General features: G+C 52.4%; 18 protein-coding genes. 6 read left to right on the top strand and 12 right to left on the bottom strand.

Annotated features, from left to right (window positions below):
* Nucleotides 1-61: 61 nt before the first annotated feature.
* Both EBAPG3_RS03060 and EBAPG3_RS03055 read right to left on the bottom strand, forming a co-directional pair.
* Nucleotides 62-853: a S1 family peptidase gene (locus EBAPG3_RS03060; protein WP_004175788.1), complete on the bottom strand. Its 792-nt coding sequence runs from the start codon at nucleotides 851-853 to the stop codon at nucleotides 62-64.
* A 63-nt stretch (nucleotides 854-916) separates the two neighbouring features.
* Nucleotides 917-1,174 (bottom strand): DUF2024 family protein, encoded by a 258-nt coding sequence (locus EBAPG3_RS03055; RefSeq protein ID WP_004175790.1) that lies wholly within the window; start codon nucleotides 1,172-1,174, stop codon nucleotides 917-919.
* Between the two features lie 304 nt (nucleotides 1,175-1,478).
* On the opposite strand from EBAPG3_RS03055, the gene EBAPG3_RS03050 reads away from it, so the two are divergent.
* Nucleotides 1,479-3,161 (top strand): OprO/OprP family phosphate-selective porin, encoded by a 1,683-nt coding sequence (locus tag EBAPG3_RS03050; protein WP_004175792.1) that lies wholly within the window; start codon nucleotides 1,479-1,481, stop codon nucleotides 3,159-3,161.
* A gap of 95 nt (nucleotides 3,162-3,256) precedes the next feature.
* Here EBAPG3_RS03050 and EBAPG3_RS03045 read toward each other — a convergent pair whose 3' ends face one another.
* Both EBAPG3_RS03045 and EBAPG3_RS03040 read right to left on the bottom strand, forming a co-directional pair.
* Nucleotides 3,257-6,346: a DUF748 domain-containing protein gene (locus tag EBAPG3_RS03045; RefSeq protein WP_004175793.1), complete on the bottom strand. Its 3,090-nt coding sequence runs from the start codon at nucleotides 6,344-6,346 to the stop codon at nucleotides 3,257-3,259.
* Between the two features lie 126 nt (nucleotides 6,347-6,472).
* A complete protein-coding gene (locus EBAPG3_RS03040) occupies nucleotides 6,473-6,856 on the bottom strand; it encodes a DUF2784 domain-containing protein (protein ID WP_004175795.1) in 384 nt (127 codons plus the stop codon).
* Nucleotides 6,857-7,318: 462 nt separating this feature from the next.
* On the opposite strand from EBAPG3_RS03040, the gene EBAPG3_RS15295 reads away from it, so the two are divergent.
* The 3 genes from EBAPG3_RS15295 (at nucleotide 7,319) to EBAPG3_RS03025 (ending at nucleotide 9,378) form a co-directional block, all read left to right on the top strand.
* The gene (locus EBAPG3_RS15295; RefSeq protein ID WP_193791345.1) at nucleotides 7,319-7,528 is read left to right on the top strand and encodes a hypothetical protein; all 210 of its coding nucleotides are present in this window, start codon (nucleotides 7,319-7,321) and stop codon (nucleotides 7,526-7,528) included.
* A gap of 388 nt (nucleotides 7,529-7,916) precedes the next feature.
* Nucleotides 7,917-8,645: a DUF2490 domain-containing protein gene (locus EBAPG3_RS03030; RefSeq protein WP_004175799.1), complete on the top strand. Its 729-nt coding sequence runs from the start codon at nucleotides 7,917-7,919 to the stop codon at nucleotides 8,643-8,645.
* Nucleotides 8,646-8,994: 349 nt separating this feature from the next.
* Nucleotides 8,995-9,378, top strand: a complete 384-nt coding sequence (locus EBAPG3_RS03025; RefSeq protein WP_004175800.1) for a hypothetical protein — start codon at nucleotides 8,995-8,997, stop codon at nucleotides 9,376-9,378.
* A 35-nt stretch (nucleotides 9,379-9,413) separates the two neighbouring features.
* Here EBAPG3_RS03025 and EBAPG3_RS03020 read toward each other — a convergent pair whose 3' ends face one another.
* The 4 genes from EBAPG3_RS03020 to EBAPG3_RS03005 all read right to left on the bottom strand — a co-directional run bounded on the left by EBAPG3_RS03020 (nucleotide 9,414) and on the right by EBAPG3_RS03005 (nucleotide 13,507).
* Nucleotides 9,414-9,965 carry a TlpA family protein disulfide reductase gene (locus tag EBAPG3_RS03020; RefSeq protein WP_004175801.1) on the bottom strand — a complete coding sequence of 184 codons (552 nt, stop codon included), beginning with the start codon at nucleotides 9,963-9,965 and terminating at the stop codon, nucleotides 9,414-9,416.
* Between the two features lie 155 nt (nucleotides 9,966-10,120).
* The gene (gene dsbD / locus EBAPG3_RS03015; RefSeq protein WP_004175803.1) at nucleotides 10,121-12,085 is read right to left on the bottom strand and encodes a protein-disulfide reductase DsbD; all 1,965 of its coding nucleotides are present in this window, start codon (nucleotides 12,083-12,085) and stop codon (nucleotides 10,121-10,123) included.
* Nucleotides 12,082-12,411 carry a divalent-cation tolerance protein CutA gene (gene cutA, locus EBAPG3_RS03010; RefSeq protein WP_081607247.1) on the bottom strand — a complete coding sequence of 110 codons (330 nt, stop codon included), beginning with the start codon at nucleotides 12,409-12,411 and terminating at the stop codon, nucleotides 12,082-12,084. The genes dsbD and cutA overlap by 4 nt, the downstream gene beginning before the upstream one ends.
* A 190-nt stretch (nucleotides 12,412-12,601) precedes the next feature.
* Entirely contained in the window at nucleotides 12,602-13,507 is a 906-nt protein-coding gene (locus EBAPG3_RS03005; protein ID WP_004175807.1) for an SDR family oxidoreductase, read from the bottom strand.
* A 53-nt stretch (nucleotides 13,508-13,560) separates the two neighbouring features.
* On the opposite strand from EBAPG3_RS03005, the gene EBAPG3_RS03000 reads away from it, so the two are divergent.
* Nucleotides 13,561-14,610 carry a CDP-6-deoxy-delta-3,4-glucoseen reductase gene (locus EBAPG3_RS03000; RefSeq protein WP_040851583.1) on the top strand — a complete coding sequence of 350 codons (1,050 nt, stop codon included), beginning with the start codon at nucleotides 13,561-13,563 and terminating at the stop codon, nucleotides 14,608-14,610.
* Nucleotides 14,611-14,660: 50 nt separating this feature from the next.
* Here EBAPG3_RS03000 and EBAPG3_RS02995 read toward each other — a convergent pair whose 3' ends face one another.
* From EBAPG3_RS02995 to hemC, 4 genes are all read right to left on the bottom strand, one after another.
* The gene (locus EBAPG3_RS02995) at nucleotides 14,661-15,869 is read right to left on the bottom strand and encodes a heme biosynthesis HemY N-terminal domain-containing protein (RefSeq protein ID WP_004175811.1); all 1,209 of its coding nucleotides are present in this window, start codon (nucleotides 15,867-15,869) and stop codon (nucleotides 14,661-14,663) included.
* Nucleotides 15,870-15,980: 111 nt separating this feature from the next.
* A complete protein-coding gene (locus EBAPG3_RS02990; protein WP_040851585.1) occupies nucleotides 15,981-17,042 on the bottom strand; it encodes a uroporphyrinogen-III C-methyltransferase in 1,062 nt (353 codons plus the stop codon).
* Nucleotides 17,039-17,842: a uroporphyrinogen-III synthase gene (locus tag EBAPG3_RS02985; RefSeq protein ID WP_004175813.1), complete on the bottom strand. Its 804-nt coding sequence runs from the start codon at nucleotides 17,840-17,842 to the stop codon at nucleotides 17,039-17,041. The genes EBAPG3_RS02990 and EBAPG3_RS02985 overlap by 4 nt, the downstream gene beginning before the upstream one ends.
* Entirely contained in the window at nucleotides 17,839-18,804 is a 966-nt protein-coding gene (gene hemC / locus EBAPG3_RS02980) for a hydroxymethylbilane synthase (RefSeq protein WP_004175815.1), read from the bottom strand. Before hemC ends, EBAPG3_RS02985 begins: the two co-directional genes overlap by 4 nt.
* Nucleotides 18,805-18,928: 124 nt before the next feature.
* On the opposite strand from hemC, the gene ppc reads away from it, so the two are divergent.
* On the top strand, nucleotides 18,929-21,742 hold the full coding sequence (ppc, locus tag EBAPG3_RS02975; RefSeq protein ID WP_004175816.1) for a phosphoenolpyruvate carboxylase: 2,814 nt from the start codon (nucleotides 18,929-18,931) through the stop codon (nucleotides 21,740-21,742).
* Nucleotides 21,743-21,768: the final 26 nt, after the last annotated feature.

Raw genomic sequence — 21,768 nt, 5'->3', positions numbered from 1 at the left:
TTCATAAACCGCGTAATGATTACCAGCGAGAATCTCGGGTTAAGCCCGGATTTTTCATTTACTACTGTCTGCGCCGCAACAATTCAAGAATGTAGTTTCCTGGAATAGCATAGGTTATGCCACTTGGATTACTGAGCGCAGCTTCTTTCTTTCCTTTTATAAACACCATATTGACCACACCATATACAAGCCCGGTTGTGGGGTCGTAGAGCGGGCTCCCGCTGCTGCCCGGGTAAGCGGTGCCATCGAGCTGAAACACCGCGTAAGCGGATTTCTGCAACTGTCCGATCAATTTTGCATTGAGCTGCCTTGAGTTCTGCGCGGGCAACACAATCGGTGTAATCGAGGAAACCATGGCGCGATGGGTGACGGGATAAAATCCCAGAATCATACCAATTGGAAATCCCGTGAAAATCAGGTCTTGCCCCTCCCGAACCGTACTGGCATCCCCAATTTTCATGGCAGGTAAAGCCGCACCGCTGATTTTCAGCAGTGCCAGATCATGCTCTTTGTCAACGACAACAACAGTTGCGTCCCTGAGTTCCGGTTCTTTTCCCTTGCCGGTAATTACCGTGTACAACTCCTTGTTCGCAACATCCAGTACCTCGGGGACAACATGAGCGCTGGTGATGACATGAAGACCGTCGTCCAGCACAAAACCGGTACCCAGGATATTAACCGGTGGGGAACGTGTCCTTTGAACGGTTCCCACTCCGACAATCGATGGCTTGGTGTATTCGATAGTCTTGATAGGGTCACCGGCCCAAAGTGGAGAAACGGAAACCAGTCCGAAAATTGCAAAGCTTTTGACGCAACCGGGGAAAAAATGCAGGAACGCACGCCAGGCATTCATGGTTTTTTAATGCCCATTCCCACTTTCAGCGGCATGATTTTTTTCCTGGACACAAGATCAGGATTACTTGCAGCCTTCCATCTTGTAGATAAAATAACCGTCCTTGTTGATTGCGTCGGCAACATTATTAGGCGCACTCTGACTGTGGCAAAAACTACATTCTTTGCTGGTCACGGTCGCATCGCCTTCACCGATTGAAGTCAGCCATTGCTTCGCATACTCGACTGCCTTTTTGTCATCCTTTACTGCTGTAAATACATCGAAATGCATCGTGTGACCATCTTTTGCTTTGACATAAGTGTCGTATACATGAATTTCCATAACGAGTCCTTTAACAGAGAGGGGTCTTGGAAGGAATTGAAGGGAGCTTCTCGATAATTCGAATAAACCAGCACATAGACTATCATGGCGGCGGAAAAAGTGGAATGCAGTCGCTGCTGATGAAAGGTAACGGAGCGTACTATCCATTCCATTTATGGCGCGAATAGAATCTCAGCAATGAATATATGATAGTCCCAATGCATCATTCTTGTCACAAAACTGTTATAAAACAGCAATAAAAACGACATTTATTTGCACTATTCTCAGCCGTGGTTTCCATAACAACTGAGAAGAGAGCAATCAAATGAAGTTATCCAAGCTTGCTATAGCAATGGCTGCCATTTTAGGCGCGGGCATGTCATCCGGGGCGTGTGCCATTGACTTGTATGTCGATACCAAAACCGAGCAAATTTATGCAAAACCCGGGCCTGGCCGCGTCCATATGGGTTCTTTTGTGAGACAGGATGCGCCCGCGAAGGTACTGGACAAAACGGCAGACCGTGCGACGGATAAGACAGCAGATATCGCTGCAGACAAGGCCGATGCGGAGGGTTTAACTGCAGTTCGCAGGGATATAGAATTGAAAGCCAAGATGATGGGGGCACGGCTTACCAGTGATCTTGCGTCGCTCGAAGAACGAGTCAAGGAAAACGAGAAAGTTCACGTTGAGTTTCATGATGGTGGCCCGCATTTTGCCAGCAAGGATGGCAATTTTACGTTTGCGATGAATGGGCGTGTCCAGGCTGGCTCCCAATACAATTTTGTCAATGATGTCCTGCCTGCTACCGGAAGCAATCTACCCAACGAATTAAATAGTGGCATGACTATTCGCCGTGCTCGTTTGGGTTTTGAAGGTAGTTTTTACAAGATCTGGGATTACAAATTTGAGTTCGACTTCACTCGAGGCAATGGTTCACTTGCGTCTGGGGTTACCGACGCTTTCGTGCGCATGAATGTCACCAAGCCATTCTCGGTTAAAATTGGTTCATTTAAAGAACCTTTCAGTCTGGAGGAAGCCGCCAGTAACCGGTATCTCACGTTCATTGAACGTCACATGTCTGTCAATTCATTTGTTGACAATCCCAATACCTACAAAACCGGTATAGGCGCCAACTATGCAGTCCCACGTTTTCAATTTGGCGTTGCTTTTCAGACCGAGCCGGTTGGCGCTTGGTCGGCGGCCTCTACCTCGGTTAATGCCGCCGGCAACAATAGTCGCAACAATGGTTCAGGCGATACGGGGTGGGAAGGCATAGGTCGGATATCAGGCCGGCCATGGATGGAAGACGAAACCAAATTTTTGCATGTGGGGGTCTCGGCCGGGCACACCGCTGTCAATACGCAATACCAAGCTAACGGCACGATCAATGTAGGGCCGAATCAGACCGGAGGCGGCGGCGGGATGGCATTCTTTGCCTTTCCCGGAACGAACGTGGATCGTACCAACGTGCTGAATACCGGCAACCTGAGCGTGGGAAACAAAGGGGCGCCGGGCTCGCGCCGTATAGACAGCTACGACCGGTTCGGCGCGGAAGGCTGGCTGGTGCACGGTCCTTTCTCGGTCCAAGGGGAATATTTGCGGACCAATATTAATGGGCAGGGTTATGACGGCGAACATTTCACAGGCTACTATGGTTTTGTCAGCTATTTTCTGACTGGAGAATCCAAGGCCTACCATGTTAGAAATGGTGCGGCAAATCGAATAAAACCCAAGCAGAATTTTCAATGGAACGGTTCGGGCTGGGGAGCTTGGGAAATCGCCGCTGGTTATGATTATCTCAACTTGAACAGCGGGGTAATTAGAGGAGGGCAGATGGACATGTTCAGGTTTGGCTTAAACTGGTATCCCCACCCGAATATAAAAATACAGAATAATGTTACACACGTTTTAAACGTTAATACAAGCGGATCCCCCATCCCTCGTACCGCCGGCTTTAATAACGCCGACTTGAGCTCTTTCCTAACCCAGGTCCAGGTTGATTTTTAGTAAAGCGGGAGGCCAATACGGACAGGACATGTATCTCCCGCTGAGAAGGCTTTCACATGATGGGGCCTGGAAATTTTCCAGGGTCAACGTAGCCTTTATTTGAGCGAAAATTCTGCGCGGCTACCGGATTTCTTGCCGCCGGCTTCAACCTCGATCTTGGTCTCTAGTACAAACACTCGGTCAGCAGGCACCCCGCCCTGCTCGACCAGCCAGTCCCGCGCGGCTACGGCACGACGTTCGGCAAGTGCCCGCATTTCGCTGTCGCCGGCATTGATGTTGGCCAACATCAATTGCTCCATTTCCGGTACCGGCAGGCTTTTCGTCAAACCCACCACATTTTTTGGTTTAGGGAATTTTTCTTCCTTGTAGGCCAGTGTCAGATATTTGGCATATTCCTCAGGCTTCAGCTCAACATCCTCCAGCGAGCCACCTGCCTCGCCTTTTTTAACATTTTCCGATAATTTTTGGGCCTTGACCTTGCGCGCGAGTATCGCGCGCTTCAGCGCTTCAGGATCATGTTCCGGGTCAGCCGTACCCGTAATCTCAAGCTTGAGCGCCGGCCGGTCTATGAGCGCCTTGGATAAGACCTGGAGGCGTTTTTCGGCTTCGGGTGTAATCTGCGCCAGGCCGGATGTATACTCTATCGTCGACAGCTCTTCGCCATCGCCAAGAAGTGAACCGAGCAACGCAAAAGGCGCGGTGGCGGCCTTTGTAAGCAGGTTAAGGATGACCTTTACAATAAGTCCGCCAATACTGAATTGCGGGTCGTTGATGGAACCGCTGATCGGCAGATGGACATCGATTTCACCATGCCTGTTCTTTAGCAACGCCAAAGCAAGGTTTATCGGAATCGACAATGCATCCGGACTTTCAACTTTTTCACCCAGGGTCAGCTGGTCAAGAAAAACATTGTTTTCGGCTTTCAGCTCACCTTTCTCGACATGATAATGAATATCGACCGATAGCTTGCCCTTCTCGATGGCGTAGCCGACATATTTGCCAGAATAAGGGCTGAAGGTTGGCATATCGATGCCCTTTGCACTCGCCGCGATGTCGAGATAGAGATCGCTGCTTAACGTATCGATCTTGCCGACAATTTTCAGCGGCGCGGTTTTATCCACCGCTCCGCGAATATCAATTTCTCCCGGCTTTTTCGGATCCAGTGGTCCTACGCGCCCGGCGAGACCCGTTAAATTGGCTCGATAATTCGGCTTGATAAATTGATCGTTGAAAATAATATTCCCGCCCTGCATTACTACGCGGCCAATACGAAGAGGCACGGGCTTGGCTGCGGGCGCCGGCAACGGCGCGGCTGCGGTTGTCTGGTCGGCGATGGGTGAAGCTGATGCGCTTTTCGCGGATAGCGCCCCCTCATTATCCTGCCGGACAATATCCTTGAGATTGAGCTTGCCTTCCGGGGTAAGTATGACGTAACCAAAGAAGTCGGCAATCGCGACCGAATTGATATTGACACGCACGGGTTCGTTGACAAACTCGATACCGTTAATGTCAAGACTGCGCCAGCGCATGAGATCCGTCGCGGTTACTTTGTCCAAAACGTTAAAGTTGGTCAATCGGGTGTCGCCGTTCAACGCCACTTTCAAGGGCGACCCATCCATCTTGACCTTGCCCTGGAAGGATGCTGCGCCACGCGTAAGCAGGGCATTCAATCGGTCGCCAGCCCAACCTTGAAGAGAGACAAGATCGATGTCTTTGGCATCGACAGCGAGATCCATCGCTAGCGGTGCCCAAGCCAGAGAACCGCTTGTTTCAAGACTGCCCTTCTGATTTACCAAGGCTTTTAACGCCAGCTTGAGTGGCTTGGCGCCGCTGAGATCAATATCGTCCACGCTTAAATCCAGCGGATCGACCATCATTGGTGCAACTTTTGTGAGCGTGCTGTCTTCAAAACGCAGTGCCGCGGCCACCAGCTTCAATGTCCCCAGCCGGGCTGTCCATGGCCTGCTGCCGGCCGCCGCCTCGACGGGTGTCGCTACCACGGCCTTGTCGGAAGGGAGCGCGAAAAATTTAACCAGGTCGAGACGGCCATCGGCTTCGCGGCGCATTGACGCTTTAAAGCCGTCGAACGTTACCGTGCCGATCACGGCACTCTGTTGCACGGGGTCGATTGCGGCATCTTCCACGCTGAGTTTCGGCAGGCTCAGTGCCGGCTCTGAATCACCCTTGCGGATCATTGCCGCATTCGCCAGGACCAGGCCGGCAAGCGAAGGCTTCTTCCCATTCAAATTAATTTCGGTCAATTTGATATCGAGTCGATCGAATTTTGCGGCATAGGGTACTTCCATCGCCTGATTTTCAATCTCGAACTTGCGCAGCGCTGCGCTGCCTGTCAAGACCATGCTCGGCGATTCCCCATCGATCTGAGAGAATGTCAGCAGTAGATCACTGTCAAAACGTCCCGAAAGCAGGCTGATGCCGACCGGAATCGGCGAATATTCGTCGATCCGGGTCAGATCGATATCATTGAGCTTGAGTTCCAGTGTTGCTTCGCGATTCTTGGTGAAAGGACGCACCTTGCCGGCGAGAACAAGCGGTGCGCCATTTACCTTGGCGCTGAAGTGCGGCTCCACCCAGGCTTTCTCATCGCTTTCGAAATTAGCGACGAATGGTACCCCCACACGGATTTCAGAAATTTCCTGATGGCTGTTCTTGAGCCGGTCGATGAATTCGAAACGACCCCCTTCAATGGTGATGTTACTTACTGAAAACATCGACTTACTGCCGTCATCGGGACGTTTCATGAAATCCTCTATCAAGTCCGTGATATTGAAACGTTGCTCGCCTTCACGGACTATGCGCACCGCGGGCCGCTTTACCGACAAGGAGCTGATTACCGGCGCCCGCCGGGCGATGGAGGCAATGCTAAGATTGGTATACAGTTCGTCAATGGACATCAACGCGTTATCGGCGTCGGCGCTCGCCGCTTTTTCACCCACACGGAAACCACGTACCGTCAGTTCCAGCGTGTAAGGCTGAATATCGATTGACTGTATCGTCACGGGCCGGTGGACGGCTTCTGACAGTAGCGTTTCAAGTTTGGTCTTGGCGTAACCCGGCAACCACAAATAACCAAGCAATCCGAAGAGAATAATGATTGCGGCCAGGACCCCAAGACCCGTTCTCAAACGTTTGCCGGAAATAAAGCGACGGAGAGATGAAGTCATGGTCGTGCAGTTTTCTTGTTGGAATGAATGACTGGATGGAGTGTAAGGATAGGAACTTCACCCTTTCTGGCCTTCCAACTTTACGCGCCGCGGAAGAATGGGTCAATGATCGCGGAAGAAATTTGATCAAAGGGGGAGCCGGGGCTTGCGATGACGCGGTGGAAGTAGCCTGAAAGTGATCGCGACCAAGAGCGCAAACAGCACGTAGACCGTCGTCAGCACCCATTCCGGAACATCATAGAAAAGGATACGGTGCAACCATCGCTGGATAAAATCACCATCGCTTTCCGCGCGGCGCAGCGAATCTTCCAATAAGGTAAGCGGACACACCATACCGATGAGGGATTCGCCAACGACAAACAGGATAGCGGCCAGATGTGCGAGCCGAAACCGGAGATTGCGCACAAAGCCCCACCCCATCCAAGCTCCGATCCAGATTAATGGGAGGCTGCCCACCACGAACAGCACAAACACAAAATGAATAATAAGTATGGCGTCAGCGAGCGCCATGGCTATCCCCTGATTTAGCCGGATGAGCCTAAATCCGGCGGTAGCAAACTCACCCACATGTTGGAAATCAGACAGCAAAAAAAGTCTTTGCAGATCATAGCACTAAACTGAAAAAGTGCGGTCGGTTGCCGAATTCAGGTTATTGCCTCCGGGAGTTCATTTCCGATGAATGCCTCATCGCCCTCTTGCAAGCCGTACATTTTTGCTTATCTATTACTCCTGGGAATATATATTCTCAGCAAAGCATTTCGGCCGCCGCGCCTGCGTACGCAGGCGCCAAAATATGTGGGAAAGCTCGCATTATTCGACAGATTTGTCGACGCGACTGGCGGTGGAGGCTGGGGACCAGTAGCAACCTCAACCCTGATGAGTTCAGGTATCGATCCACCCACCACCATGGGTTCAGTCAATTTTGCGGAGTTTTTCCTGACATTGACAAGTGCCCCAGTCTTTACTTTGTAAATGGAAACCGACACATGGCCCATCATCGTAGGTATGGTGTTTGGAGGACTGTTCGCCGCACCATTGGCAGCGGTGCTACGCAAGAAACTTCATGCACGGACGTTACTGGTCCTGGTGGGAACGTTAATCATCATTACCAAGTCTTTACAATCTTTACCAGGTGATCGCCATTTAATGGGCAATTCGACTGAAAAGGGCTTAAAAGAGTAATTGCAGGGTCGATGTAAGCATGCATTTGCTTCCCAGCATGCCATTCATCGCAGTAAAATAAGTGCCGTTCTTCAGCTCACTGTAGTGATAGACTTTTTTTACGACAGAATCGGAACTTAGTTCTTGCCAATTCGTGCAAGCACTTTATTTTATTTGTCTATTTAAACGCGCTGGTGCTGCAATTAAAACTATCTTCACAAAATTCCCACATCGCTGCGATAGTTTCTTCACATGCGTTATGCTAATTTTCTTGCCAGGATTTATTCTTGGCTTCTTTTTGATATAAATATGCGTTAGCAGCAATATTAGATGTTGAACCGGATGAATCGCAGGCTAACACCTGCTCCTGATGAAAATTTTCGATATCAAGTTATAAAAGGGGAATCAAGTGCTGAATAAAATACGTATCTCTACTGCATTATTGCTATCCGGCCTGATGCTATCGGGTCCGACTACTGCTCAACAGTTTGCGGATGATCTGACAGATTTCCAGGTGTGGGGCAATATCACTGCCACGGGAAATTGGGGGTTTGTCAATCCCGACAATCCTATGTTGAAGAAATTGAAATGGTGGGCCGAGGGTCAGGGACGTTTTGGTGATAACGCATCGCATTTCTCTCAATCGCTGATACGTCCAGGTTTAGGCTATCAGATTAACAATACCACCAGCATCTGGGCTGGTTACGCCTGGGCCCCCACTACGAGTCCCTTTACCAGAATTGCGGTCGACGAACAGCGGGTATGGCAGCAAGTGTTGTGGAGAGACAAGTTCTCGTTCGGGGTGGTCCAGTCTCGCAGCCGTCTGGAAGAACGCATGATACCTCAGCTGGGCAATGATGTTGGCATGCGTTACCGGCAGTTGGTCAAACTAGCGGTGCCGCTGTCATTTGCGCCGGGCTTTAGCTACATCATCCAGGATGAGGTTTTCGTCGCGCTTAACACTAACGACTGGGTACCACGAAGAGGCATTGATAACAATCGGTTTTTCACGGGAATCGGCTATGCCATTACCAAGGAGATTACCGGTGAAATTGGTTATATGAATCATTATATTGTCAGGCGAGGAGCCAATCTGATGGATCATATTTTATCGATTAACATATTAGCCAACTTTTAAACTCTTCATGAGTACCGAAAGGACCAGGGACCAAGCCCTCCGCAATCTTCGTGGCGGTTAATCTTTCCAACCCGCGCCCCATTCGTTCACGGGGCGCGGGCAACGGTGGTATTTGTTCGTCCCTCCCGGGGCGAACAAATCAGGGGTCCTTACCATCCGAGAATAAAGAAGCTGATCTGTAGACACTGTCGGATCGATGCTTTCTATTCCGGGGTAGAAAACACGAATGAAAAATATAACAACGCTCACGTCTCTCATTATTTTCTCATGGATACTTTTGGCATCGCTGAATTCATCTGCCGGGAGCTTACCTGATCCAGGAGGTTACGATCAGTGCGTTCAAGAATCCATGAAGAGGATCACCAGCGATCGTGCAGCCGCCATCGTCGTGCGCGCTTGCCGCGAGAAATCGCCCCAGAGTAAGTCCACCGACACCGACCTGCCGGCCGATGCTTTCAACAAGCTCGTCACTCATGCCGGCTTTGGTTACGGTGCCTTCAACGGCAGCATTTACAACGGCAACTCCGATTATATGGTGACTCAGGTTACGGTTCTTATCGTACCCATGGAACCAAGGATAGCCGCTGAGGCATCTGTAAACGGCAGGGAATATGATATTGAATTAACAGTGCAACCGCTCAGCAAAGGCGCGCTTTCAATGCTGATTCCATCGGACAATACGCTGGAATACGCGTGGAAGGTAATGAGGGCGCGCGGCTATAAAACCCGATAACCTGCAATGCCTGGGTATTGGAAATCATCTTTACCCTACAGTAGCGGTTTGATCATCGATTCAAGCTTGCTCTGACTGAGGCGACCCAATTTAGTGCCAGTGATATTTCCACTGCGGTCGATAACGATAGTAAAAGGTAACGCTCCTTGACGGTTTCCTGCTGCGCCAGCCAGTTCCATGGCTTTTAAATCACCCACCAGCACCGGGTAATTGATGCCGATCTCCTTACTGAAAGCTGCCGCTCTTTCTTGCTGATCCACTGCAATGCCGATAAACACCAGCCCCTTATCACTGAATTTTTCCTGGAGCTCAATGAACTCAGGAATTTCATCGCGGCACGGTTCGCACCAGGTCGCCCAGAAATTGACCACCATGACATTACCACGCCACTGTGAGATGGATTGATGCTTGCCCTGAAGGTCGGGCAAGCTTGCCGCGAATATTGTCTCGGCCCCGCTATTCGCGACACTCGTTCTCATTTCAGCTTGAGGGTTGTCGCTTGTCAGCTGCGCACGCAACAATAAACCGGCAGCCACCGCAAGTATGGCGACACCCATATACATCAGCATCTGTTGTGATTTCGTCATTTACCCTAAATCCCATGGTTGGAGGGGGAAGCGTGCTATCTTATTTTTGGAGTGCAGGCGTGGTGCAACACGGCCATGTACCGCAGGAACCTTGATCGCAATTCTGGAAAGCGCGCAAATATGCTCCTTATGAATTGACAGGGGCAGTATCGACGCTAAATCAATACTGCATTGAGTATCGAGAGAAAACGTTCCGTGTCCTGATATCCAATAAGTCTGATACGCGGGATTTCACGCCCCTGGCGATCGATAAACAGGATACCGGGAGGGCCAAATAACTTGAAACGTTTAAGCAGCGCCGCATCGTCGGGCGTGCCGGCGGTAACATCAACCTGCAGCAGTACCACATCTTTTAGGCGGGATTGCACTTTCTCATCGGTAAAGGTGAAGCGCTCCATTTCCTTGCATGAAATGCACCAGTCGGCGTAAAAATCCAGCATCACGTACTTGTCCCGGGCCTGGAGGATATGTTGTTCAAGCTCCGCTACCGACTTTATACGCTGAAATGGCAAATGCCCGGTTTGGGCCGTGCTCTTCTTCGTTCCACTCACGTCAGCATTTGCAACGTTCAGTTTTGAGAGCGGTTGCAGAATGTCACGGCTGCCGGATAAAACGCCTATCAGCAAGGCAACACCGGTCAGCAGCGCGATCATGCCCAAACCTTTCAAGAATTTCCGAAAGCCCGAAGCATCGGGTCTTAGCGGATCAACGGCATGCAAATAAATGGCCGAGACGATCAATAGTGTCGCCCACAGCAACATATGTGCCACCGCCGGGATAACTGGCGATATCAGCCATATGGCTACCCCAAGTAGCAATACGCCAAAAAAGTGTTTGACTGACTCCATCCAGGGTCCGGCTTTGGGCAGAAGCACTCCGGCGGATGCACCCAGCAATAACAGCGGTACCCCCATACCCAACGCCATGACGAACAATGCTGAACCACCCAGTACCACGTCCCGGGTCTGGCTGATGTAAAGCAATGCTCCAGCCAGCGGGGCGGCTACACACGGCCCGACAATTAATGCGGACAATGCTCCCATCCCGAATACGCCCGTCAGTTGTCCCCCCTTTAAATGCCCGGCCTCCTCGGAGAGCTTGCTTTGCAGAAAGGTGGGTAATTGCAGTTCATAGAAACCAAACATGGAAAAAGCCAGTGTTATAAAGACTGCCGCAAAGGTGCCCAGTACCCAGGCATTTTGCAAAGCCGCGGACAGCATTGCACCGGAAAGCCCGGCTGCGACACCGGCGACAGCATAAGTGATCGCCATTCCCATGACATAGGCCAGTGATAATATGAATCCGCGGGTCTTGGTAATATGCTCACCCCGCTTGGCGATAATGCCCGACAGAATGGGAAACATCGGAAAGACGCAAGGCGTGAATGACAGAAGCAGACCGATGCCAAAGAAACCGGTCAGAATCAGCCAGAAGTTGCCGCTCTCGAACATACGCTCTATTTTGAGAGATTCGGTTTCCACGGCAGGAGATGGGGCGGTTGCAAACAGTTCCGCAGCAGCGTCCGGTTTTGCGGCTGAAAAAGGTGTTGCTGCCGCCGCGTCACTGCTTACCGCGTTGGCGACGGCCCCTACCGCCGCCTTTGCCACCGGGAGCGTCAGCTCGATTACCTTATTGATAGGTGCATAGCAGACGCCTATCGGTTCATTGCAGCCCTGGTAGGTGGCGACGAGAGTCAGTTTGTTAGGCGAAGATGCATCCCGCTTCAACGAAATTACCGCTTCGAACGGCTTATGAAAAACCTCCACCTGGCCAAAAGTCAAATCGCTTTTTACCGCTCCCTGGGGCAGCGAGATTTTCTCGATTGAAGTTTCGGTATTTTGCGGCTTGAACGCTACCTTATCCCGATAAAGATAATAGTTCTTTGCCGGCTCAAATTGTGCCACCAACGTATTCTCATCGCGCACCCTGACGGTCAGCTTAAAAGCCTGATCCGGTGGTAATAACTCCTGCTCGTCCTGATCAAAGGCCGCGCCGAGTTGCTTTAATCCCGAAAGGAAACCGGATGACGTCTTCTCTTCAGCAAAGGCGTTTATACTGAAAAAATAGATTAATACCAGAATGTATCGGATCAGATGCACGGGTAACCTGGCAGCGTTCATTTTTTGTCTGAAACCAACGTTTCGTCGGCAATCCACCTCAAATAAGCGGGTAGACCATTCGTTACTGGGACAGCAATGATTTCGGGTAGTTCGTAAGGATGCATCGACAGTATCAACTGCTCCAACCGGACATAATGCTGGGCCAGGGTTTTAATAAGAACCGGCACCTCGCTGGCGGTTTCGCTTTTTCCCTGCCAGTGGTATACGGAAGTACAGTCTGCCATCACGTTAACGCAAGCAGCTAATCGCTCCTCGATCAGCCTGTGAGCCAGTGCCATGGCCCTTTCTCTATCGGGCAAATTAGTAACGATGAGTATGGATTCCATGGCAGTGAGAAATTTTACGCGCAATATTTGTTGAACCTGCATCCGGCAGTTGGACCGACTCGCCTAAAGGATGAGGATCAGATAGCACAAAGATATTGCTATTAATCATAACGATAACCTGAAAAAAGCGCGGTCGACCGCAGGAATCAAGTTAAATTATTCCGCCAGGACCAATCGGCAAAGGGGAATTTTACCTGCTTTCCCCAACCCTTGCTCCCCCGCTCGCAATACACCCGGCCACCGTGGGATAGCGCAGGTTTACATGCAACTCATGCTTTATACGGGCATTCGCGAGCCGCCGTGATTCCCGCATGAACGATAACATGCCGGGGGATATACTGCCTTCGGCCTGGGTACGGGCAATGCGCGGCGGCCTTGGCAGATCAAATCGATCCGCTATCAAATCAAAATACTCACCCATTTTCAGGTTGGAGTCGTCGCAGGCATGGTAAATCCTGCCGGGTCTCGCGTGACGCAAGGCGGCAAAAATAATACGGGCAAGATCGTCAGCATGGATGTGGTTGGTATAGCTATCCTCTTCCGGCAATAGCGCCGGGCAAGCGTCACGCAGACGGCCAAGCGGAAGACGATTCAATGCATAAATGCCGGGTACTCGTAGGATCGAGGCACTCGCATGATTGCGCAGGCCCCAGTTTCGCACCTGCCTCTCCGCATCAACGCGACGCAATGCACGACCGGTTTGGGGATTGATCAAGCGAGTTTCATCCACCCAGGCTCCATTGCAATCGCCGTACACCCCGCTGGTGCTGATGTAAATAAGCCGTTGTGGTAACATTGCCCCCTTTCTCTTTGGCCGCTTTGTCAATGCCGCCAGGAGATTCGCGGTGCGGGTATCTCGTTCGCCATGATCGGGCGGGGGCGCCAGATGCAGGACCGCATGTGCCATCCCGGCAAGCTTTCCGAGACTGCCGGGGTTGTCGAGATCTCCGAGCACAGGTGTAATGCCTTGCACACGCAACGCGGCACGATGCTCCGGTCTCCGGCAAAGGCCCAGCAGCCGGTAGTGAGGCAGCAGCAGAGGCGCCGCGCGCAAGGCAATATCGCCGCAACCCACAATTAAAAGTGTTCGTTTCATAACATTTATTTACTGCCTGTAATTCTTATCTTTGTTGACTCACTCGTAACCGAATGTCGCATCAAATAACCATCCAGCCCAGCGGGCACGTCTTACGCGCCCAGCCCGGCGAAACAGTGCTGGAAGCCGCGCTGCGCGAAGGTTTCCCGCTCCCCTACGGTTGCCGCAATGGAGCCTGCGGCACTTGCAAGGGCAAAATCATACAGGGAACGGTCGATTTCGGCAGCCATAATGAAGATGCGCTGACGGAAATTGAGAAGCGGGCGGGCATGGCATTATTTTGCCGCGCCGTGCCGTTATCGGACCTGGTAATCCAATGCCGCGAAATCGGCGCAATCAAGGACATCAAGATCAAAACCCTGCCGTGCCGCGTACATAAGCTGGAACGCGTCGCGCCTAGCGTAATGGTTATTTCCCTCAAGCTTCCCACCAATGAACGATTGCAGTTTCTTGCCGGGCAATATATCGATATTTTCATGAAAAATGGCAAACGCCGGAGTTTTTCGCTGGCTAACGCACCTCATGACGATGAACTGCTGCAGCTGCATGTCCGCAACTACTCCGGCGGCACATTCGCCGAACATGTGTTCACGCACATGAAGGAACGGGATATCCTGCGTTTTGAGGGACCGCTCGGTACGTTCTTCCTGCGCGAAGATTCAGACAAACCGATTATATTCGTGGCCAGCGGCACCGGCTTTGCGCCGGTTAAAAGCATACTTGAACACGCCTTTTACGTGCGAAATCTGCGTGGCAGCGAGCGGCAAATGGTACTTTACTGGGGCAATCGCACAAAAGCGGATCTGTATATGGCGAATCTGGCGGGAAGCTGGCAGCAGGAACACGACAATTTCACTTTTATCCCGGTTCTATCGGAAGCACTTCCGACGGATAACTGGCACGGAAGAACCGGCCTGGTGCATCAAGCCGTGCTGCAGGACTTCGAGGATCTCGCCGGATATCAGGTATATGCCTGCGGCGCGCCGGCAATGGTCGAGGCCGCCCATACGGATTTCATCCGACTGCGCGGCCTGCCAGAAGATGAATTCTTTTCCGATGCATTTATCGCATCCACCGCTTCGACCAGCGCCCCAGGATCCTAAGTTCTTAGCTCGCCCGCATTAACAGTTCGGGCTGGATAATTCCGCTGGTCTTATCCCCCCATACGCTCCAGCCGCTTCAACGCAAGTTCCAGTCCTTTACTGTAGTGATCCTTTGCCAGTTCGGGTCTGCCAATTTTCTCATTTAATTGGGCCAACATGAGATAGGTTGGATAGTTCGGTTCCACCGACAAGCTCGCTTCCAGATAATTCTGGGCTTTACCCCACAGTTCGCAATGAACGCAAAGTTTGCCGAGAACAAGCAGCAGACTCGCATCATTGGGATGAGCCTCAAGCCATCCTTCGGCGCGCTCAATCTGACTGATTGCATCGGCTTCCAGACATTCCGCATAGAGCCCGGCCAATTCGGAATCCCACTGTCTGTCCAGACTCTGCTCGATAATCTGATGAGCAGTCGCGCAATCGCCTATCGCCGTGCACGCGTGAGCCGCAGTAGCGGCGAGTTTGCTGTCGTTCTTATCCGCCGGGGATATTGTTTGCCAGTATTCCTTCAATGCATTCGGATTCAATATCCTGCTTTTGAGATTTTCCGCATGAGCGCTGCATCGTAATTGCCGTATCAGCGTCTTATCGAAGGCATTACGCTGTTCCAGTTGCCGCAGCAGATCCAATACCGCATCCCAGTTTTTGGACCCCTGTTGCGCCTTCAATTCCAGACGCAGTGCGGCAGTGTGCTGACGCGCGCCCGTTGCACGCAAGGATTGCAGTATTTTCAGGGCTTCTCCAGGGCGGCGTTCATCCAGCAGTAGTTCGGCTTGCGTCATAAGGCGCAGCACAACCTCTTCTGGTGCAATATTTTCCGCAATGGCTATAAACTCATCACGCTGAGAATATTTTCTTAGTTCATGTGCGGAACGCGCGGCAACCATGGCGTTGATCGCACCAGCCATGGGTGATTCTCGCAGTTCCAGCGCCGTAGCGGATGCTTTCTCCGCCTTGGCGTAACGGCCCTCAAAGAAGGCCTTGAGACCATCCAGCAACATCTTTTGTGCGTTTTCGCGACGCCGGCGCAGGCGCAACTCGCTTACCTCTGCTGGCAGTCGCAGGGCGATGATCGCCAGGCGCACTACGAAATAGGCAATAAAAACCAGTATCACCAGCAATACCACGAGCAGATTGAGTGATAATTCAATGCGATAAGGCTGGGCCACCACCAACACATAACCGCTGTTGTATCGGGTTGCAAGCGTTACTGCTACCGCCGCGGCAAACAACGCCAATAGCCAGAGCACCCACTTCATGCTGGATCCGGTGGCAGGCTGACCACATGGATGACGGTCGAGTAATACGTAAAACCTTTGTGAATCATCATGCTAACCTGATAAATACGCGATCAACCACCAGATTCAGGATCATCTATTTGCCCGTTCGTGCGCAAGACGGTAATTGCGCACCGCATCGAGGCTCGCGGAAATACCGGGCAATTCGATGCCAATCTGACTGTCTTGCAACTGATACAGTACTTCCAGCATATTGACGACTGCTTCCGATTTGTTGTCGTAATACCGGTTGATCCAGTCCAGGGAAGTGTTGATATCAACCTTGAAACTGGCTCCATCGCGGGCAAGCAACGCATGCCGGGCCGACAATAAGCGCAATTTCAAATTCTCACGCAAAAAATAGGCCTGGGTGGGCGATAACAGCGCGACATCCGGCTTATCCATGCGCTGGATACGCACCAACCGCTTCACGTCCTCCCATGCCTCACGCAGAAACTTGAGCCACACGTTTTCCGCTGCTGGAGCCTGGGCCGGGAAAGAACTGCGTTCCGGCGGACGAAGCTCCATCGCCAATGGCAATGTTTCGGATGCAGCAGCGAGATTGTCCAGACGCAGGCTGATTCCCACGGTATCGACATATGGCGCCGCTTTCAGGAGATCCATGTCTTTTGCCAGGATTTTACGCAAGGGAGATAGCTGCGGGCGATCGATACGTTGCAGGCGGGCATCGGCCTCTTGCATTGCGATCAGGGCAGCCTTGACATTGCTTGCCAGTTGCAGTTGTTGACTGGCGATAAGCAGCAATTGCTCCACCTCCTCCAGCGTCACTTCATCACGATTACGTGTAAGCTCCTGGTAGAGTGCCTCCAGGGCGAGTTGCTGGCTCTGCGATTCGGCCAGCCTGGCCTCGAGCATGCTGAGTTTTGTTTCCGCACGGCGCCCGGCCTCGGTCGCTTCCGTTGCAAGATTGCGCGACTCTTTTCCCGAGGTATTCGCCTCAGCCAGGCGTTTTGCCAACTCAAGCTGCAAGCCCGCAATCTGATCACGGGTGTCGTACCACTGCCACGCTACAATGAGGGTAAAAATCAAGACAAAAATCAAAACCGGATTGATATGCTTGGGCAATATCCTGGGTATTCCCTTGCGTAATCCACGCGGCTTATCGGTTTCGGTCTGTTGAATTTCCGCACTCATGATTTTCTGGAAACACAATCGCCGCCGTTGCCTTCTAGCCGGAAATAATTTAACAGGCCTTGCAGCAAACCTTCATCTCCTGCAGCGGTAAGAATGACTTGATCAAATCCGAGTTTTCCTGCGATTTGTGCTATGCGTTCATGGGATGCGAACAATGGTATTTTCTTGAACCATAATTGACCTGGCTCGCCAACCATATCGAATAAATTGCGCAACCCTTCACTACTTGTTATGGTAATCGCATTTATCTCGCCTCTTGCCCCTGCTCGCAGTAGCGGCTCAATATCGGTATCAGGCCGGACGCGGCGGTAACATTCCGCATACTCAAGCATGGCGCCCCGTTTCAGCAGGCTATCCCCCAGCAACTCGCGCCCGCTGTCTCCACGAAAGATGACGACGCGTTTACCTTGGACCCATTGCAATTCGGTCATTTCGAGTAACGCCTCGCTATCAAAACGTAAGGCCGGCACGATTACCTCATCGATGCCAAAATTTCCCAGCGCCTTGGTGGTTCCCTGGCCAACGGCGGCCACTTTCAAGGTCGGCGGCAAGGACCGTTTTGCCTGTATCACGCTCATCGCCTTGTTGACCGCGTTGGGGCTGATAAAAATCGCCAGATCGAATTCATCGAGGCGCGCAACCAGATCCAGTAACGGACGCTGGTCCCCTATATCGACGATCTCAAGCACCGGAAACAGGACCGGGTTACCTCCCGCCAGACGAATCCTGGCGGCAAGACCCTCCGCCTGGTGCGCCGGGCGCGTGACCAGGACACTGATCCCGGTCAGCGGCTTGCTCACGGATGGCTCACGGGTGCAACCATGGTCGATTCCAGCGCTGCCAGAATTTCCGCCGCTCCTTGCTCCTTCAGATTCCGCGCCAGTTGCGCACCCATACCCGTGCCCGCTTCAGGCTCACCGCTTAATTCGTTACTTATCATGCGGGTTCCGTCAGGACTCGCGACAAACCCTCGCAGCCGCAATACTCCCGCGGTAATTTCCGCAAAACCACCCAGTGGTACCTGACAACTTCCACCCAACGCCCGGCTCATGGCGCGTTCGGCCTCCACGCACTGAGCAGTTTCAGGATGATGCAATGGCTGCATAAGCTTGATCAAGTCCGCCCGATCGGCCCGGCACTCAATTCCTAACGCTCCCTGGCCCACTGCCGGTAAACTCAATTCAGGACTCAATAGTGCGGTAATACGATCAGCCAGACCCAGTCGTTTTAGACCCGCCGCGGCCAGAATAATCGCCGCGAACTGTCCGTCATCCAGCTTACGCAAGCGGGTCTGCACGTTGCCACGTAGAGGCTTCACCTGCAAATGCGGAAAGCGCGCGCGCAACTGGCTTTCGCGTCGCAGACTGGAAGTCCCCACTACGCCGCCCGAAGGAAGCTCGGAAAGACTGGCGTACTGATTGGAAACAAAGGCATCGCGCGGATCTTCGCGTTCAGCGATGGCGGCCAGCACGAATCCTTCCGGCATATCCATCGGTACATCCTTCATCGAATGTACCGCAATATCAGCGCAGTTATTCTCCAGCGCTTGCTCCAGTTCCTTAATGAACAATCCCTTACCGCCGATCTTGGAGAGGGACATATCAAGTATCTGATCGCCGCGAGTAGTCATCCCGAATATGTTGAACTCGGTTTGTGGGTATAATTTCGACAGTCGCTCCCGGATGAAATTTGCCTGCCACAAGGCAAGAGCACTTTCCCGTGTAGCGATAATGATTTTTGCGGGGATGGACGAATTGGACATTATTATTACAGTAAGTAAATTACGGGATCATTTTCCAGTGTTCATTTTAGCACGCCGGCCGCCAGCCTGGATTGAAGTGCTTAGGGCATCTGCTCGCCTGTACGTCACAAGGGAAAACTGAGTCATGAATTCATTTGCTACGCAGAATGGAGGTATCGATACAAATCATACCGATGAAAAAGACAGGCCGGTAAAGGATGATCCCTTGCGTGAGGACATCCGCCTGCTGGGACGCATGCTGGGCGACACATTGCGCGAGCAGGAGGGTGAGCCCACTTTCGATCTGGTCGAAAATATCCGCCAAACCGCGATTCGCTTTCGCCGCGAACAGGATCCCAAGGCGCGGCAGGAGCTGGATATGATACTCAATCAGTTGAGTAACAAGGCCACTGTGGCGGTCGTGCGCGCATTCAGCCACTTCTCTCAGCTTTCAAACATTGCCGAGGACATGCATCACAATCGTCGACGCCGTACTCATCTTCGAGCAGGGTCGCCCCCCCAGGCGGGTAGCGTGGCGCTGGCGCTTGATCGAGTCTTCTCCAGTGGAACCGATGGTGCGGCCTTAACCGGATTCTTCGCCAAAGCGTTGGTTTCACCGGTTTTGACCGCCCATCCCACAGAAGTACAGCGCAGAAGCATACTTGATTGTCAGTTGACCATTGCGCATCTGTTGAATGAGCGTGATCGCATTCAGCTAACACCCGACGAATTACGCAGCAACGAAGAGGGGTTGCGCTCCGCCATTCAGATATTATGGCAAACTCGCATGCTGCGTCCGGAACGTCTTTCAGTGTATGACGAAATCAAGAATGGCCTGGCCTATTACCGATATACTTTTCTTACCGAGGTACCGCGTCTTTACGCGGAAATTGAGGATTTGCTCGAACGCCGAATGGGCGCGGATGCACCACACATTCCACCGTTCTTACGCATCGGCAGCTGGATAGGAAGCGACCGCGACGGCAATCCCTTCGTTACCCATGAGGTAATGCTGCACGCGGCTGAACGTCAATCGGCGCTGGCGTTGGATTATTACATGGGCGAAGTGCACCTGATCGGCCGCCGGCTGAGCCTCACAGAGCGCCTGGTAGGCGTGGATGACGAGCTTGCGGCATTATCCGAGACATCTCCGGACCGCGCTCCCAGCCGCATCGATGAGCCCTATCGGCGCGCCTTAATCGGTATTTATGCGCGTCTTGCCGCTACCAGTCAGGAACTCGGTCACGTCATTAGGCAAAGGCGGCCCGTCGGCCCCGCCGCGCCTTACGCGGAAGGCACTGATTTTGTTCATGATCTGGAGATTGTCATTCACTCCCTGAAGCAGCACAAATCAGACTTGCTGGCGCGCGGGGATTTACGTCATCTGCGACGGGCTGCAGAGGTCTTCGGCTTTCATCTCGCACCGCTGGACATGCGCCAGCACAGCAATGTGCATGAGCAGGTAGTGGCGGAATTGTTCGAGTACGGGGCACATCAAAGAGGCTATTCCGAGCTGACAGAGGCGGAACGCATACGGTGGCTGCTGAGCGAGATCACCAGTCCTCGCCCCCTGCGTTCGCCTTATCTGGATTATTCCGAGCTCATCCAGAGCGAACTATGCATACTGCAAGCGGCAGCGGAAATTCAACGGCGCTTCGGCCGTGCCGCGCTGCCAAATTATATTATTTCCAAAACTGACGGCATTTCCGACATACTCGAGGTTGCATTGCTGTTGAAGGAGGTGGGGCTGTTGCAAGCCGGGGAAATCCCCCATCTTCATGTCAATATCATTCCTTTGTTCGAGACCATCGCGGACTTGCGCGAGTGCAGCCGTGTCATGGACGATTTGTTCTCGCTGCCCTATTATCGCAAGCTCTTGGATTCACGCGGCAACGTTCAGGAAGTCATGCTGGGTTATTCCGATAGCAACAAGGATGGTGGCTTTCTTACTGCCAATTGGGAGCTCTACAAAGCCGAAACCGAGCTGACCAAGGTATTTGCCAAGCATAAGGTTGAATTGCGCCTTTTTCATGGGCGCGGCGGCACCGTCGGACGTGGCGGGGGTCCGAGCTACCAGGCGATACTGGCTCAGCCCCCGGGTAGCGTCAATGGTCAGATACGCATCACCGAGCAGGGTGAGGTCATCGGCAGCAAATATGCCGACCCGGAAATCGGGCGGCGCAATCTCGAAACGTTAGTCGCCGCCACGGTCGAGGCCACGTTGTTAAGCCACGACCCCCTTGGTGAGCGCGCCGCCGAATATTACCTGATCATGGAGGTTCTGGCCCGCGATGCGTTCGCGGCTTATCGCAATCTGGTCTATGAGACCCCGGGCTTTAAACGTTACTTTCAAGAGTCCACGCCGATAAGGGAGATCGCTGGACTCAATATCGGCAGCCGCCCGCCATCACGCAAGCAATCCGATCTTATAGAAGATTTACGCGCCATTCCCTGGGTTTTCAGCTGGAGTGTCAATCGTGCGATGATTCCCGGCTGGTACGGCTTTGGTACGGCCGTGGAAGCATTTGTCCGGCGCGAAGGCCAAGGTGAAAAAGGACTTGAACTTCTACAGGAAATGCACCGCACCTGGCCTTTCATGCAAACACTGCTTTCCAACATGGACATGGTGCTGGCAAAAACGGATATGGGTATCGCCTCACGTTACGCTGAACTGGTTAGCGATATCGGGCTACGTGAGGAAATTTTCGGTCGCATCCAGGCGGAGTGGGATCGCAGCGTAAAATGGTTATTCGCGGTAACGGGCCGCACAGAGCTGCTGCAGGACAATCCTACGCTGGCTCGCAGCATTCGTAACCGCACCCCCTATATTGATCCGCTCAATCATTTGCAGGTAGAACTGTTACGCCGTTATCGCTCGGGTGATGCCGCCGATACCGTAAAGCGCGCCATACAGCTTACCATTAACGGTGTGGCTGCCGGGTTGAGAAACAGCGGATAACCAAGTCACGTAAAGCCATGCTGTCG

This window comes from Nitrosospira lacus (assembly GCF_000355765.4).
GTDB classification, from domain to species: Bacteria; Pseudomonadota; Gammaproteobacteria; order Burkholderiales; family Nitrosomonadaceae; genus Nitrosospira; species Nitrosospira lacus.
Note: the sequence above shows the minus strand (reverse complement) of the source record. Positions and strands in the feature narration are given on the sequence as shown.